Source organism: Mesorhizobium intechi (assembly GCF_002879535.1).
Taxonomy (GTDB): domain Bacteria; phylum Pseudomonadota; class Alphaproteobacteria; order Rhizobiales; family Rhizobiaceae; genus Mesorhizobium; species Mesorhizobium intechi.
Map to the genome: position 1 here is coordinate 1 of NZ_PNOT02000335.1, position 15,832 is coordinate 15,832.

The following is a 15,832-nucleotide window of genomic DNA, read 5'->3' on the forward strand; positions in this document are numbered from 1 at the left end:
GAAGTTGCCGATCTCCTATGACGTTGCCTGGGGTGGCGTCGACAGGCTGGATCCGGAGGACAAGCTTCCGGCCAGCTATAAATATAACCCGGTCGGAACCGGATGGTCGCGCACCAAGAACCAGCGTCTCATTCCGGGCCTCCGGCTGCCGAACACCCAAGCGGTCAACGAAGAAATCCGCTCGCCCTTCGGCGACTACAAGCCGATGAGCTTTGGGCCGATGGGGCGCGGCTGGCCGGGACGCATCGAATATGGCGGCACCTACGACCAGAACTGGATCGACAATATCTTTCCGTTCCTGCCGCCGGATTTCGACGAACGCTATTTCCAGATGGCGCCACCGGACCAGCAGATCGACCATCCGCGAGGCGGCGAGGACGTGGTGCTGATAAATTTGACGCCTGCAGGCAAGGAAAGCTTCCGCATGCCAGCAACAGCGTTGCCGCTGACGCTCTTCAAAGGTCGCGAAAAGGCGTTCGTGGGCGAGCTTCTGCCGGATACGGTGTTGTTCGACCTTGAGAGGCGGCGGTTTTCGCTGGTCTGGCGGGTGCAGCAGCGCCTCCAGCGCACCATCCTCGATTTCTCGGAATGCTGGATCGGGCCGCCAACACCCGGCATGCAACGCGCCTATGCCAAGCGGAAACGTTACATCCGCAAGTTCAACACTCCGCTTCGCGATGAAGAACACGAGGCCGCATGAATGAACGCTGACCTCGACATCGTCTCGGCGGGCATGGTGACGGCAGTCGGCCTCGACGCCCCATCAAGTTGCGCAGCGATGCGCGCCCGTCTCGACGGTTTCCAGGAGACGCGTTTCCTTGGTGCCGCCGGGGAGTGGCTGATCGGTGCGCCCGTCCCGCTTCCGCGCAACTGGATGGGCGCAAAACGCCTTGCCCATATGGCCGCCGCGGCAATTGTCGAAGCGTTTGAAGCGATGCCCGAGGCCCGGGGCAGGACGGCCCTCGTTCTTTGCCTGGCCGAGGAGGACCGTCCCGGGCGTCCGGCGCCTGACAGCCGGCACCTGCTTACCCAGATCGAGCAGATCACGGAAATCGTCGGTCCCATTGCAGCGCGCATCGTCGCGCATGGCCGCCCGTCCGGGCACGTTGCGTTAGAGGCGGCCAGCCGCCTGCTCGCCTCCAATACCGCGCCTTTTGTGATAATTGTTGGCGTGGACAGCTATCTGACATCCCAAACCATCAACCATTATCTGGCCCGTGAGCGGTTGCTCACACCAAAGAACTCGAACGGCTTCATTCCGGGGGAGGCCGCTGCTGCGATTCTGTGCGCGCGCACAGGCGGCACCATGCACCTGACAGGGCTCGGGCTGGCACGCGAGGAAGCTCATATTTACAACGACAAGGATATTCCCTTCCGAGGGGAAGCGATGACAACGGCTTACAAGGAAGCCTTTGCCGGGTCAGGGCGCCTCCATTCAGATATTACTCTCAAGATGGGAGATTTCGTCGGCGAGACATACTGGTTCCAGCAATGTGCCATCGCCATGCTGCGCACACAACGCGAGCACTCGGAGGTGCGGCCAATATGGGCGCTGGGCGCGAGCTTGGGGAATGTCGGAGCGGCCGCTGTCCCGTTGATGCTGGGGTGGGCGCTGTCGGCGATCCAACGTGGCTACGCGCCATCGGGGCCGATCCTGATCGAGGCCTCGGGCGATGACGGCGCGTGCGGCGCTGCCGTGGTGGAGGCACGATGACTGTCTACGCGAACGGGCGAGAGATTTCGGCAGAGGCGCACGGGTGCAAGGTCATTGCGGATTTCCCCGACACGTGTTTCACCCCGCCCGAGAATCCGGCAACCCCGCCGGGCGTGCCCGTCCCGTACCCTGATTTCGGGGTCGACTCCGATCTGGCGTCGGGTAGCGGAACCGTGAAGATCGGCAACAAGCCGATCAGCCAGGAAAATAGCAGCTACTATAGCAAATGCAGCGGCGATGAGGCTGGGGCGGCGGCAAAAAAGGGAATAATCACCTCAAAAAATACTGGCAAGGTCTACGCACACGGCTGGTCGTCGGACGTCAAGGTCGAGAGCAAGGGTGTCGTTCGACTTGGCGACATGGCGACCAGCAATCACGGGACCGATCCCGGCGATACCCCGCCAATGGTGATCGTCGGAAAGCCGGCATTCGGAATTCCTGGCGATGAAGACTGCATGGTCGGCAGCTTCGAGGACATTCACGAAAAGTGTAACGCTAAAAAGGACCCTACTGACCCGTTGGCCAAGCCGGGTACGCAAGGTGTAGCTCACCAAGCTCACCATATCGTTCCGGACCGCTGTTTTCGCGTCAATAGCGAAGATCGAATGGCGAACCCGCCGTTCCCCAGCAGGGACCAGGGCATTTGCATCTGCATCCCTCGCGTGAACCACTCGGCGGCTCGGCCGCCGACAGGCGAGGACGTCACGGTGCACCATCACCTGGACAATGCTTTGACCGAACTCGGTGAGCAAGTCGCAACAAGAGCCAATCCGCGAGGCGTCGAGAAGGTAGATAAAATAAGAGACCAATGTTTGGCTGCTCTTGCTGAACTGGTCGATGATCCTGTGTCCGCAGACTGCTTCGAAGTCGCATGTGAAAAGGTGACCGAGCAAACAGAGCCAATCAAGGACAAGTATGCTCGTGCGGAGAAGAGTTCGAGCAATATGAGTCCTGCCGCCAAGGGCGTGCTGAACAGGCAGCATCTGCCAACAGCATGAGATCGATGCCATGGGAGTATTGAGCGACCAATGAGGCGAAAACCAGAGATAACAGGAGGTGTCGCGAGCGTGGACAGGACCCTCTACATCCTGTTCAAAGCGACGGCGGGAGAAGACGATGACCGGCTCGTGGCCTCCGGTCGCGTAGCCGATGGTTCGGTTGTGCTTCGGCCTCGAGAGGACGTCGCGGACTTGATCTCTTTCACTGCCTTGCGGCCGCCCTTCGAAGCCCAAGCCGTTGGACTGACTGGAGAGGGGGAGGTAGTGTATTTTTTCGAGGCCGTCAGTCAACGTGAGCAGATACCCGGAGCGGGATTCGCCTCCGAGGATGCGATGAAGTTCGGCCGCATGACAAAAATACTGCAGATCGGCAATCGACTGTTGGCACTCGGCTATGGGGGGCAAGTCTACATGCGGACGCTGTCGGAGGGCTGGAGATTTCTCGCGGGCCCGAGAGGCAGCGATGACGGGTCAACAAACCTGGTCTATTTCTGCGCCGTTGCACACAAAGGCCGACTCTATTTTGGCGGAACGGAGACGAAGCGATTTAGGAGCACCGCGGAAATCGATGCCGCGAGCCAAGCCGGCGATGGCCGGCGTCTCGCGCGTGCCATCTTGGCGGCGAAGGTACCGGACAAAGCTGTGGTTGGGGCATACGACGGTTCATGGAGCCAAGTGGATTTTGATCATCCCGGAACTGTCGTCGAGATGCTGGAGGCAGCCAGATCCATCGAGATATTCACAACAAATGGACGCATTGTCTCGACACCCGACTTCCAGGAATTCAACGACGTATTCGCCTTCGGCAAGAAGAAGTCGTTCTGGGATATAAAACGATCGGAACAAGGGATGCTTGTGTACTTCGACGGCACACTTTTCCGGTGGACCGGCGAGATGGAGCCGTTCGAACCGTCGCTGCCTACCGTGGACGAAAGTTTCATAAACGTTTCGAGCTATGACGGATTCCTGGCAGCGTTCGCCCCGCATCAGATCTACAAGCTGGATAAAGACGATTGGAGCGAAGTTACTTACACTTTGTCGTAAATGGCAGGGGGAAGATCGTACAAAAAATTCGTCAGATATCGGCCACCGGCAACTTGGCGGCCAAGTATTTGCGCACCTGGTCGAGGTTCAACTGCTTGAGAGGGAGAGGACTTGTCGCTTCCAGCATCCGGACTACAAAAAGCTCCCCACCTTCCGGAAATTCGTCGAAACGCTCCTTTGCGATACGCTTGCCTTCTAGACCCGCAATACGCAGCCCAAGCAGATGTGCTTCCAGCCGCTCCACGAGCCGCTCCACTTGCTCCTCGTCCATCTCGGGGTTTTTGCCGGGATGCAGCAGATGGCGGTCGTAGACCGTCCAGAGGAAGGCCGCCATTTCCGCGTGCTGACGTACGATGTGTTCGAGTATAGGCGCCTTTGGCATCAGTTCAGATTCACGGAGCCGCCACGGATACGATTGGAGGCGCTGGCGTGGCTAACCAGGTTGGTGCCTCGTATGGTGAGATGGCCATCCTTTTCCATAATGATGACCGACTTGCCGCACCTTAGCTCAAGCCGCTCGCTCGAGCTGATTTTCACCGTTTCACCGTCGCGCACGACATGACTGTTGTCACGGCTGTTTGTCTGTCGTTTTGCGGGATCGACAATACGTCCCACGATCAGCGGTTTCAGCGGATTGGCATTTTCGAACAGCAGTGCGACTTCCGACCCGATCATGTCAGACGAAAGTTCGGTCAGGCTTCGCGCCTGCAAGGCGACCTCCTCCCGATTTCCGGGAAACACCACGAGTGGCGTACCTTGGTCGAACCCAAGCAGCAAACCAATGACCACTCCGTCAATCCGTCCGTCAATATCGTTCATCGATGCGTCCTCAGTTCTGCTTTATCTCCGAGCCTTTCATGATGATGTCGCTCGAAGCATTGACGTCTATCTTTCCTGAACCCTTGATGGTGATGTCTTTGCCCTTGATCGTGATCGTCCCATCCTTTTTCATGATGATTTCGGCACTTCCTGTTTTGATCGTCACGGACTCCTTGGCCTCGATGGTCAGGTTCTTTCCGACCACGATGCCCGAGTCCTCGCCGACCTGGATAAGGCTCTTTTTCCCGATCTTGAGCTCGTGCGCCCCATTGATTTGAGTTGAGGCATCCTCGCCGACCTTGATGATATGCGTTTTGCTGATTTGCGTATTCTGGGCCCCGCCGATCTTGACGCCCTGGTCAGACCCGATCTGTATGGCTTGGCTTGTTCCGACGTTCCAACTGTCCGACGCGCCAATATCGTGGCTCTGGCTGATCCCGACCGTGACCGAGCGGGCGGCGCCAATCGTATTGGTCTGAACGCCGCCTACGGTTCTGGTCTCGGCTGCCCCTACCGTATCCATGCGCGCTGCGCCCACAGTCACCGTCTGAACCAGTCCGACGGTCTGCGAATGGCTGGCGTCGATGTTTTCCGTCGAATTGGCGACGACGTGGATCGTCTCGTTCGCCATTACCGTAAGCGACCGGTTCGCGCCCACCGTCTCGGTATCGTTCGACCCGATGTTCGTCGTCTGGTCGACGCCGACCTTGACGGTCTTGTTGTTGCCGACGTCCTCGTCGAGGTTATGGCCGACGGAGTGCTTGGCGTCATGGTCGATGCGGTCGGACTGGTCGTGCTGTACCGTCTTGTTGCGATCGTGCTTGATCAGCAGGTGGTGGTCCTTCTGCGCCTGGAAATTGACCAGTTCGGAACCGGCCTTGTCCTCGAACATCAGCTCGTTGTAACCGCCGCCGCCTTTCGATGAGTTGGACTTCCAGCCCGATTGCGTGGCATTGCCGGGCAGCGCGTAAGGCGGCATCTCGGAGGCATTGTAGACGCGGCCGGTGATGATCGGCAGGTCCGGGTCGCCCTCGATGAAATCGACGATGACCTCCTGGCCGATGCGCGGAATCTGGATGAAGCCCCAGCCGCTGCCGGCCCAGGTCTGGGACACGCGTACGAAGCAGGACGAGTTCTGGTCCTTCTTGCCGAGGCGGTCCCAGTGGAATTGCACCTTCACCCGCGCGTATTTGTCGGTGAATATCTCCTCGCCCGAAGGGCCGACCACCGTTGCCGTCTGCGGGCCGCGCATGATCGGTCTTGGCGTGATGCGCGGTGGCCGATAGGGCAATTTCGTGGGCGCTACGCCCAGCACCACCTTGAAATTCTCGATATGGGCTTCGTTCTGGGTCCGGTAGCCGGGATCGAACAGGCGGTATTCAGCGCTTACAACCAGATATTCCGTATTCTGGTCGTCGCGCGGAAAGCTTTCGAGCGTGAACTTGCAGCCGGAAAAAAGGCCACGCACCGTACCGACGGCGGTGTTGCGATGATGCACTGCCTGAAGTTCCTCGCGGCGGATCCCCGCGATCGTGTCGCCGCGCCCGACATCGAGATGCGCCCCGGGCTGGCGGTAGTTTTCGCCCGAAGCCTCCTTGTGGCTGAAGGGCTGGGCGGACTTCGCCATCAGATCGGCGCCGGGCTTCTCGAAATCATAGTCCGTATGGGCGTAGGCGCCTGGCCGCACCGCACTGCCCGGGATCCATTCGGTGATGTATTCGACGTCGCGTCGCGAGCCATAGCCCTCGAAATTATAAGGCACCTTCTCGTAGCCTGGAGCCGGCTTCAGCTTGCTCATCGCATCGCACAGCACGAGCGTGTGCTTGTCCTCATCATGCTCGAAGAAATAGAAGATTCCTTCGTGCTCGAACAACCGCTGCACGAAATCGAGATCACTCTCGTCATACTGGACACAGTATTCGCGTGATGGATACGAGCCCTGCAGGCGCTTCTCGAATTTTGCGATGCCGTATTTCGAAAATATCTTCTCGACGATCTCCACAGCGGTCATGTTCTGGAAAATGCGGCAATCGGTGGTATTTCCGAGGAACCAGAGCCACGGCCTGACGGTGGCCTCGTAATAGGCCAGCCGGTCCTCTATGCGCGTAAGCTTGAAATCCGACACCAGGCCGCTGAACCAACGCTTTGGATCGGATTCACCTTCGACCGAAACGACGCCGCCCAGCATCTTCAGCGGATCGACGTCTCGGCTCTTGCTGACGAACCCGACGGTATAGGCAAAACTTCGGCTGATCTCGTCACGACCGACGAGATGGGTGAAGGTCAGCACATCGGCGCCAACCGGCGTGTGTACAACCGTGGCACGTTCGTTCGGCATGGGGCGTGCCCCTCCTCGACGCGGCCGCCAGCGTGATGGATTGAAGCCCCCCGCTCCGTGAACTGCGTCACGCTCGGGAGGTTTTCGAATTCACCGCATCGGACCGCTGCAAGCCTAGCATATGTTTGATGGAGGCCAAACAGAAGCAATGGCTAAACCGTGGCGTGCATTCATATGAAGCGCGCCTCTCCCACTGCGCCGGCAAGATGCTAGAATGCCTACGATTTCAGGTTTGCCAGTGGCGTCGAATGTTCATTTCGCTCCAGATCAGCAATGTTGACAGGCTGCCGCCAGGCATAGCGACGAGCTATGCCGCCCGCGATCGCAGCTTCGAAATCGGGCGTGAAAATTGCGACTGGACACTTTCCGACCCTGACAAGGTCATCTCGGGCCGGCATTGCGAGGTCCGCTATCAGGCGGGCTCGTTCTGGCTTCATGACGTCTCGCGCAACGGCACTTTCGTCAACGGCTCCAGCCAGCGCATGAATGCGCCGCATCGGCTGACCCAAGGCGACCGGCTGCTGATCGGCCGTTATGTCGTCGCCGTTTCGGTCGACGAGGAGCGCATCGCCACAGGTCATCCGCAGGCCAGGACCGGCTCGACGCAACGCGAGTTGCCGCCCTCGACGGGACTGCCGCTGGAACTTGGCGGCGCGCCATTCCACAATCCAGCAGCGCCGGTGCCGACGTCACCGGCGCCGCGGTCCCCCTCCGCTGTCCCGGCCAGCCAGTCGGCGGAAGCGGACGGGATACTGCGCGATATCGCCAGGGCGGCCGGCTTGTCGCCGGATCTGTTGCAGTCGCGCGACCCGCATGACGTCGCTGCCGAGATCGGTGCGGTGCTGAGAACCACGGTCGAGCAACTGTCCCTGCTGCTCAAGGCGCGGGCGGCGGCCAAGGTGCTCGCCAAAAGCGCGCACCGCACCATGATCGGCGCCGAGGACAACAACCCGCTGAAATTCGTGCCAGGCACCGACGACATACTCGAGATCATGTTTGCCAAGCGACGGGCCGGCTATCTCGATGCCAGGCACAGCATCGATGATGCGTTCCGCGACCTGAAGACCCACGAAATCGCAACCTACGCCGCCATGCAGGCCGCGCTCTCGCGACTGCTCGACGACCTGTCGCCGGAGGCGATCGCCAAACGACTCCCGCCTGCGTCCTTTTCGTCCAGGAAAAGCCAGGCCTGGGACGCGCTCGTCGCAACGTGGCGGACGATGGAGGACAAGCACGAAAACGGCATGCTGGATGTCTTCCTTGCCTATTTCGCCGAAGCCTACGCCAAGGCTGGCAAGCAGAAATAGCAACGCTCGGCAAATGTCGTCGGTAACGGGCTGTGTGAGGGGGCTCGTGGAAGAAGCCGCTTGCTTGATCATCCTGCTTTCCGATTTCAATCGGCTTGCGGTGCTACTAGGATGGCGCATGGGTGCTTGCCTGGCTGGCAAAGCGGCGTGGCTTGGGGCGTGTGCAGGAATGTCATGTTTCGGCAAGATCAATCTTTCCATCCGGCTCGCTGTTGATACCCAGCCTGGTGCGCGCGCCTCGACGGTGGCGTGCCGATGAGTTCGAAGGACGATCCCTCCGAGCCGGCGGGCAAAACCGTCATCCGCGCGCCAAGGCCAAGGCAAAAGCCACGCGTGGCTCCCGATGCTTCCGGTGCGCCATCACCCGCCAGGGAATCGACGGTGTTCGACCCCGGCCTCGGTCGACAAATGCCTCCCGGCTGGTCGTCGGGAACCGTGGTCTTTCAGGATGGCGGCCACGGGGCTGAGCCCGCGGCGGCACCGGCGTTGCAGCAGGACGCCTTGCTCCACGCCACCGCCGGCGTGAAGTATGCCGCGACAAATCCCATCCTTGCCGCCGCGGCCCCCTTGCTCATGCTGTTCGGTCAGCTACGGCTGATACCGGTTGAACGGCAAGCCGCAGCCTTGGCGGAGCATATCGCGGACGCCATCGAGACCTTCGACCACACCATCGCCAAAGCCGGCATTGGGGAAGAAGACGCACGGATCGCGAAATTTGCGCTTTGCGAAACCGCCGACGATCTCGTCGGCAACCTGCCCTGGCCGAACAAGGAAACCTGGCTACAGCACAGTCTGGTGGCGCAGTTCTTCCACACACGACCGACGGGAACCGGCTTCTACGAAGCGCTGAACAACATCCTCGCCAGGCCTGAAGCACATTACGACCTGCTCGAATTGATGCATGCCTGTCTGTCGCTGGGGTTCGAGGGCCAATATCGGGGATTGTCCGGCGAACGGAACACACTCGAGCGCGTTCGGCGCGACGTCTACGACACGCTGCGTTATTTCAGGCCGCGCGCCGCCGAGGACATTTCGCCCCGGTGGCAAGGCATGGCGGCGGCAATCGCCAAGCCACGAGGGCGGCTGCCCCTGTGGGCGATCGCAGCCGCCGCGGCGAGCCTGGTGACGGCGGCCTTTTTCGGGCTACGGATCCTGATCACCGATGAAGGCGATGCAACCGCCGGCGCGTTGCTGGCGCTCAATCCTTCCACCCCGGTTACCATTGAACGCGCCAGCGTGGCGGCACCCCAACCGGTGCAAGCCAAACCGCAGCCACCCGCTCCCCCGCAAACCACCCAGATCGACCGCATCCGCGCGGCGCTCGCCCAGGAGATCGCCGCCGGGGGACTGAACGTCGGCACGAAGGGTGACTTCATTGTTGTCGAGATCAGCAACCAGCTTCTGTTCGCATCCGGCCAGGCTGAGTTGAACGCGCAGTTCCAGCCGATCGCCGCCGATATCGCCACGGCGCTCGAAGCCGAACCGGGACCGATCAACATTGTCGGCCACACCGACAATGTGAAGCCGAAGAAGTCGAGCGCGTTCAAATCGAATTTCGATCTCTCCGTCGCCCGCGCGAAAGCCGTGCAGGCGATGATCGCCAGGCAATTGAAGGATCCATCGCGCCTGAGCGTGGACGGCAAGGGCGAAGACGAACCCGTCGCCGACAACGCGACAGCGGAAGGCCGCGCCAAGAACCGCCGCGTCGACGTGATGATCCCGAAACAGGAGACCCTGCAGGCCGGCGCGGCGGAGAACGGAGACTGATGCGCTGGATGCTGCGGATATTCAGCGTGCTTGCCTTGGCCGGCTTCTCGGCCGCGGTCTGGTATGCCGGACCGCTGATCCGCTTCGCCGATACCCGCCCGCTCGGATCCGTGTGGCTCAGGGTGCTCATCATCGCGGTGACGGTGGCCGTGCTGGCGTTGTTCTACGGCATCGGCTTCTGGCAAAGGCGCAAGGCGCAGAAGGCGCTCGAAACGGCCATCGTACGCAGCGACGAGCACAACGACGATGCACAGGTGCTCGAAGCGCGGATGAGCGAGGCCATCGCGACGCTGAAGCGGACGAGCGGCAAGCGCAACTTCCTCTACGACATTCCCTGGTACATCATTATCGGCCCGCCAGGCGCCGGCAAGACGACGGCTCTGGTCAATTCCGGGCTGAAATTCCCGCTTGCGGGCTCCGGCAATGCACAGCCGGTGGCCGGCGTCGGCGGCACGCGATCATGCGACTGGTGGTTTACCGACGAGGCGGTGCTGATCGACACGGCCGGCCGCTACACGACGCAGGAATCGGACCGCGAGCGCGACAAGGCAAGCTGGCTTGCTTTCCTCGGATTGCTCAAGAAAAACCGCGTAAGGCAACCGATCAACGGCGTCATCCTGGCCATCAGCCTCGCCGATCTCATTGGCCTCGACGACCAGCAGATCGAGGCGCATGTGACCGAGATAAGAAGCCGCCTGCGCGAATTGCACGAGGCGCTGAAGATCCAGTTTCCGGTCTATCTGCTTTTCACCAAGGCCGACCTCGTCTCCGGCTTCATGGATTATTTCGGCCAGTTCGACGAAGCGCGCAGGCGCAAGGTGTGGGGCGCGACGTTCCAGACCGCCGATCGCACAAGGAACATGGCCGGCGCGGCGCCGGCCGAATTCGACGGGCTGGCGAAGCGTTTGGCGGAGGAAGTTGTCGATCGCCTGCAGGAAGAGGCCGACCCGGTGGCGCGCATCGCCATCTTCGGCTTCCCGGCACAGTTCGGTGCCCTCGGGAACCGGATAGCGCATTTTATCGGCAGCTTGTTCGATGCCTCTCGATCGCATGTCAATGTCGGCCTGCGGGGCCTCTATTTCTCCTCTGGCACCCAGGAAGGAACTCCGTTCGACCAGGTGCTGGGCACAATCGGCCGCAGCTTCGGCAACACCTCGCGAGCGCATTTCTCCGGCACCGGCAAGAGCTTCTTCCTGCACGATCTGCTGACCAATGTGATCTTCCCGGAATCGGGCTGGGTATCCTTCGACCGAGCGGCCGAACGGCGCGCCAGGCTCGCGAGATTTGGCGGCCTCGCCGCCATCGCGCTGGCGGCCTTGGCGGCTCTCGGCGTGCTGGGCCTCAGCTTCTTCGCCAACAAGTCGCTGATCGCCTCTACCAGGCAGGCGATGGCACAGTATCGCGACAGCGCCGATTCGCTGCTCAAGAGCACGACGGTGACCGACGTCGACCTGGAAAACGTCATCGGCCCGCTCGACCAGCTGCGCAACCTGCCGGCCGGCTTCGAGAACGGCGACCAGGCAAGGCCGATCGAGGAGACGTTCGGGCTCAGCCAGCGCGAGAGGCTGCTGTCGGCCTCCAGGACCGCCTACCGGCAAGCGCTGGAGCGGACATTCCGCTCCCGGCTGCTGGTGCAGGCCGAGCGAACCATCCAGGCCAGGATGGCCGATCCGATCGCGCTTTACGAACCGCTGAAGATCTACCTGATGCTGGGCGGCAAGGCTCCGAAGGTCGATGACGAGTTGATTGTCTCCTGGATGAGGCAGGACTGGGAAGAGAACCGCTATCCCGGCGAGAACAACCGCGAGGGCCGCGCGCAGCTCGAAAAGCATCTGCGCGCGATGCTCGCCCTCGACGACGCCTACGATCCCGTCTTTGAGCTCAACCAACCACTGATCGAGGCCGCGCAACGCTCGCTTGGGCGCATGAGCCTTGCCGACCGCGCTTCGGCGCTGATCAAGTCGGCGGTCTACGCCGCGAGGCTGGAGGACCTCTCCGTCGCCGCGAAAGCCGGCCCTGAGGCGCGGCTGCTGTTCGAACGCATGGATGGCAGCGACCTCACCGATCTCAACGTTCCTGGACTTTACACGCGCGCCGGCTTCAACCGCTTCTTCCTGCCGGAGCTCTCGCGCATCGCGCAGATGCTCGTCAACGACCGGTGGGTTCTCGGCGGAGGCGGCGAACAGGGCGGCGTCGAACAGGACCTGCCGAAGCTTGGTCCCGAACTGATCGACCGCTACGGCAAGGAATTCTCCTCCGCGTGGAACCGCGTTCTCGACCAGCTCAAGTTCAAGGCGTTGCTCAAGGACAAGCCGCAATATCTGGCGCTTTCCGCCCTCGCCGCGCCGGACTCGCCTCTCGATCAGCTGTTTACCGCGATCGCGGATGAGACCGCATTGACGAGGCAGGACACCACGGTCGAGGGCGAGAGCAGCGCGGCCCAAGAAGACCCCGCCAGCATGGCCAAAGGTCTGGCACGCATCGGTCTGCAGATCGCCGGCGGCAAGTCGCAGAGCCGAGCCGGATTGGGCTCGGCCGTCGCGCAGAATGCCGGCGCGAGCGTCGAGGCACAGTTTCGGCCGTTCCAGGCCCTGGTCAGCGGCGCCAGTGGACGGCGGCCGCTGGATGCATTGACGCGGAATTTCCGCGACATCTTTCAAAGCCTCAAGCTTTCGGCCGATGTCCCTTCGCAGACCGAACGCGTCAATGCCAACCTGCAGCTGCAGATCTCCACGCTGCGCGCCAATGCCTCGCGCCTTCCGAAGCCGCTTGCACGCATGGTCAACGCGGCAGCGGACGAGTTTGAAGGCAATGTCGCCGAAGCCTCGGTGGCCAACCTCAACCAGAACCTTGACCAGACCGTCACGCGAGCCTGCGAGGAGGCGGTCAACGGTCGCTATCCCTTCGCCAGTGACGGCACCGAAGAGATATCGATAGCGGATTTCGCCAAGCTCTTCGCGCCGGGCGGTCTGATGGACCGCTTCTTCGCGCAGAACCTTGCGCCGCTGATCGACATGACCGGCCAGGAATGGACCTGGAGACAGGATGTCCGCTCCAGCCGCGACCTGGCGAAGTCGACCTTGAAGTCATTTCAGTCGGCCGCGGAAATCCGCAGCGCCTTCTTCCCTTCCGGCGGCTCGGTGCCGTCGGTTTCGATCACCATCACGCCTTTTTCGCTGAACAGCGACGCCGACAACGCGGTTCTCGACATTGACGGGCAGACCGTCCAGAGCAGTCAGGCAGGGAGTGCGCCAAGCACCGTGGCCTGGCCAGCCAGCACTGCCTCTGGTTCCGCCAGCCTCAGACTGATGCCGGAAATGCCAGGGCGCGACTCCGCTCTCAAATTCGACGGACCGTGGGCCTTGAAGCGTCTGCTGGACAAGGCGGCCATCACCGCCAATGGCGCCAACACCGAAGCCCGTTTCGTGATCGGCGGACGAGACGTTGCTTACACGATGCAGACCGGACCGGGGGCCAATCCATTCCTGCTGCCGGCCCTGTCCGGCTTCAGCTGTCCAAAGGCGTTCTGACATGGCTGTGCTCCAGCGCGCCGCCGGCCGCCCCCCTCATTTCGGTACTCTAACGTATGCGCTTGTGGCAAAGTGGCCTGGGCACCCTGCCCATCCTTGGTCACAGAGGACGCTCGCGAAGCGCTTGGTGGCAAATTGAGCTCTGTCGCCCTTCCCGTCGAAAGCTTTGGCGTGAGCCATAAGGGCTGCGTGCGCGACCACAATGAAGACAACTACCTGATAGAGCCGCAGACCGGCCTCTGGGTGGTGGCTGATGGCATGGGCGGGCACGAGGCCGGCGAGGTGGCGTCGGCCAGCATCGTCGATCATCTGGCGACGATCGGCATTGCGAGCTCTGCGCCGGACCTTCGCGCGCGCTTCGAAGACCGGCTGAGCCGCGCCAATTCAGAGATCCGCGACATCTCGCGATCCCGCGGCATCACCATCGGCTCCACCTTCGCGGCCTTGCTTGCAATGGACGGACGCTTCGCTTGCCTGTGGGCCGGTGACAGCCGCGTCTATCTGGTCCGCAACAGTGTGATCTTTCAGGTCTCGAAGGATCACACCGAGGTGCAGGAGCTGCTGGACCGCGGCATGATCAGCGCGGAGGAAGCGCTTACCTGGCCGCGCAGACATGTCATCACCCATGCCGTCGGCGTCAGCGATGAGCTCGAGATCGATTTCCAGCAGGGCGAGCTGATGCCGGGCGATGTTTTCGTCCTGAGCACCGACGGACTGACGGCGCATGTCAGCGACGCCGAGATCGAAGCCGCCGTGATATCCGCAACGCCGCAGGCGGCCTGCCGAAGCCTGCTGGACACCGTGCTGGCGCGCGGCGGAACCGACAATGTGACCATCGTACTCGTGAAGATCGGCGGCGGGCGCAACGGCGCGCTCCATTCGGATCGGTCCGGAGCGGAGAGCCTGGCGAGATGAGCGACGACGACAAGACCCGGATATCGACGAACGACATCTATGCCGGCGTCGGCACGCAGCTCAGCGGCATTTACGAACTCGACGAGAGGATCGCCTCCGGCGGCATGGGAGAGGTCTATCGCGGCCACAACATCCAAACGGGCGACCATGTGGCGATCAAGATCGTACTGCCCGAATTCGCCCGCGATCAGACGATCCTGTCGCTGTTCCGCAAGGAAGCGTCGATCCTCAACCACCTGTCGCATGACGCGGTGGTGCGCTATCACGTCTTCACCATCGATCCGAGGATCGGCCGCCCCTATCTGGCGATGGAGTTCGTGGACGGCCAATCACTGTTCGACGTGATGCGTCGCGGACCAATGCGGGGGGAGGAAGTCCGGCGGCTTTGCCATCGCCTGTCGTCGGGGCTCGCCGCGGTGCACCAGGCGGGCGCGGTTCACCGCGACCTCTCGCCGGACAACATCATCCTGCCGGGCGGGCGGGTGGAAAGCGCCAAGATCATCGATTTCGGCATCGCCCGGTCGGCCGCCGTAGGCGGTGAAACGCTGATCGGCGGGAAGTTCGCTGGCAAGTATAATTACGTCTCGCCCGAACAGCTCGGTCTCTATGGCGGTGAGGTCAGCGAGCAGTCCGATATCTATAGCCTCGGCCTGGTGCTCGCCGCGGCATTACGCGGAAAGCCGCTTGATATGAGCGGCTCGCAATACGAAGTCATCGAGAAACGCCGGACCGTGCCGGACCTGTCAGACATCGATCCCGATTTCCAGGAGCTCATTGCCGCGATGCTGCAGCCGGATCCGCGCGATCGGCCGGCCAGCATGGCCGAGATCGCCAGGGCAACGCGTGGCGAGGATGTCGACGTGACATTGCCGCCGGCATCGTATGGTCCGCGTGACCGCTCGGGCTTGCCGCGCGCCGGCTGGACGGCGCTGGCCGAGTCCGGGCCGCAGCCTTCGACCGCCGCGGGCGAAAAGCACTTTGTCGAACATGTGCGACCGGCGCATCTGTCACAACCACGGCCTGCGCCAGCGCCCATGCCGGCCGGCACGCCCGTGCCGGCTGCGCCGCGAAAATCGTCGCGGATGCCGGCTGTCGCCGGCGGCCTCGTGACGCTGGCGGTCCTGCTGGGCAGCGGCCTTTACTTCAGCGGCATCCTGGCGCCTCCGCCGGCCGAAGAGAAACTCAAACCGCTGTCACCGAAGCCGGTGCCCAAACCCGTTGTCGAAGCCCCCAAGCCGGGGGCTCAAACGCCGCAGTCGGAAGCATCGAACCCTCCGCCGCCGGTGCAGTCTCAGCCGGAGTCTTCAAAACCCGACAATGCCGCCACTATCGATGCGGTGAACCCACCTGCCCCACCGGATGCGCAGGTGAAGACCCCTGTGCCGACCGAGAACCAGGCG

At 62.0% G+C, this 15,832-nt stretch carries 12 protein-coding genes; 9 read left to right on the forward strand and 3 right to left on the reverse strand.

What is annotated here, in order from left to right; all coding sequences use genetic code 11:
• From C1D09_RS28495 to C1D09_RS28510, 4 genes are all read left to right on the forward strand, one after another.
• Positions 1–700: DUF2169 family type VI secretion system accessory protein (locus tag C1D09_RS28495; protein ID WP_143977333.1), on the forward strand; the 700-nt coding region annotated here is incomplete at its 5' end.
• On the forward strand, positions 701–1,714 hold the full coding sequence (locus tag C1D09_RS28500) for a 3-oxoacyl-ACP synthase (RefSeq protein ID WP_143977334.1): 1,014 nt from the start codon (positions 701–703) through the stop codon (positions 1,712–1,714). It abuts the gene before it with no gap.
• Positions 1,711–2,712 (forward strand): DUF4150 domain-containing protein, encoded by a 1,002-nt coding sequence (locus tag C1D09_RS28505; protein WP_143977335.1) that lies wholly within the window; start codon positions 1,711–1,713, stop codon positions 2,710–2,712. Before C1D09_RS28500 ends, C1D09_RS28505 begins: the two co-directional genes overlap by 4 nt.
• A gap of 69 nt (positions 2,713–2,781) precedes the next feature.
• On the forward strand, positions 2,782–3,756 hold the full coding sequence (locus C1D09_RS28510) for a hypothetical protein (protein ID WP_143977336.1): 975 nt from the start codon (positions 2,782–2,784) through the stop codon (positions 3,754–3,756).
• Positions 3,757–3,787: 31 nt separating this feature from the next.
• On the opposite strand, the gene C1D09_RS28515 is transcribed toward C1D09_RS28510, so the two are convergent.
• Genes C1D09_RS28515 through C1D09_RS28525 form a run of 3 tightly spaced genes read right to left on the reverse strand, consistent with a single transcriptional unit; the run spans position 3,788 to position 6,913 of the window.
• Positions 3,788–4,138, reverse strand: a complete 351-nt coding sequence (locus C1D09_RS28515; RefSeq protein WP_143977337.1) for a hypothetical protein — start codon at positions 4,136–4,138, stop codon at positions 3,788–3,790.
• A complete protein-coding gene (locus C1D09_RS28520; RefSeq protein WP_143977338.1) occupies positions 4,138–4,575 on the reverse strand; it encodes a DUF6484 domain-containing protein in 438 nt (145 codons plus the stop codon). Before C1D09_RS28520 ends, C1D09_RS28515 begins: the two co-directional genes overlap by 1 nt.
• Positions 4,576–4,585: 10 nt before the next feature.
• The gene (locus C1D09_RS28525) at positions 4,586–6,913 is read right to left on the reverse strand and encodes a type VI secretion system Vgr family protein (RefSeq protein WP_143977339.1); all 2,328 of its coding nucleotides are present in this window, start codon (positions 6,911–6,913) and stop codon (positions 4,586–4,588) included.
• A 248-nt stretch (positions 6,914–7,161) separates the two neighbouring features.
• Here C1D09_RS28525 and tagH point away from each other — a divergent pair, with 248 nt between their 5' ends.
• From tagH to C1D09_RS28550, 5 genes are all read left to right on the forward strand, one after another.
• On the forward strand, positions 7,162–8,220 hold the full coding sequence (gene tagH / locus C1D09_RS28530) for a type VI secretion system-associated FHA domain protein TagH (protein ID WP_143977340.1): 1,059 nt from the start codon (positions 7,162–7,164) through the stop codon (positions 8,218–8,220).
• Positions 8,221–8,475: 255 nt separating this feature from the next.
• Positions 8,476–9,987, forward strand: coding sequence for a type VI secretion system protein TssL, long form (tssL, locus tag C1D09_RS28535; protein WP_143977341.1), 1,512 nt, complete (start codon positions 8,476–8,478; stop codon positions 9,985–9,987).
• On the forward strand, positions 9,987–13,517 hold the full coding sequence (gene tssM, locus C1D09_RS28540) for a type VI secretion system membrane subunit TssM (protein WP_208760442.1): 3,531 nt from the start codon (positions 9,987–9,989) through the stop codon (positions 13,515–13,517). The genes tssL and tssM overlap by 1 nt, the downstream gene beginning before the upstream one ends.
• Before the next feature lie 135 nt (positions 13,518–13,652).
• A complete protein-coding gene (locus tag C1D09_RS28545) occupies positions 13,653–14,432 on the forward strand; it encodes a PP2C family protein-serine/threonine phosphatase (RefSeq protein ID WP_143977343.1) in 780 nt (259 codons plus the stop codon).
• Positions 14,429–15,832, forward strand: a 1,404-nt coding sequence (locus C1D09_RS28550; RefSeq protein ID WP_167514794.1) for a serine/threonine-protein kinase, incomplete at its 3' end; no start/stop codon positions are given. The genes C1D09_RS28545 and C1D09_RS28550, both read left to right, overlap by 4 nt.

Excerpts from the sequence above, each read along its gene's own strand:
- C1D09_RS28500 (WP_143977334.1), top strand. The coding sequence starts at position 701 with ATGAACGCTGACCTCGACATCGTCTCGGCGGGCATGGTGACGGCAGTC.
- C1D09_RS28505 (WP_143977335.1), top strand. The coding sequence starts at position 1,711 with ATGACTGTCTACGCGAACGGGCGAGAGATTTCGGCAGAGGCGCACGGG.
- C1D09_RS28515 (WP_143977337.1), bottom strand. The coding sequence starts at position 4,138 with ATGCCAAAGGCGCCTATACTCGAACACATCGTACGTCAGCACGCGGAA.
- C1D09_RS28520 (WP_143977338.1), bottom strand. The coding sequence starts at position 4,575 with ATGAACGATATTGACGGACGGATTGACGGAGTGGTCATTGGTTTGCTG.
- C1D09_RS28525 (WP_143977339.1), bottom strand. The coding sequence starts at position 6,913 with ATGCCGAACGAACGTGCCACGGTTGTACACACGCCGGTTGGCGCCGAT.
- tagH (WP_143977340.1), top strand. The coding sequence starts at position 7,162 with ATGTTCATTTCGCTCCAGATCAGCAATGTTGACAGGCTGCCGCCAGGC.
- tssL (WP_143977341.1), top strand. The coding sequence starts at position 8,476 with ATGAGTTCGAAGGACGATCCCTCCGAGCCGGCGGGCAAAACCGTCATC.
- tssM (WP_208760442.1), top strand. The coding sequence starts at position 9,987 with ATGCGCTGGATGCTGCGGATATTCAGCGTGCTTGCCTTGGCCGGCTTC.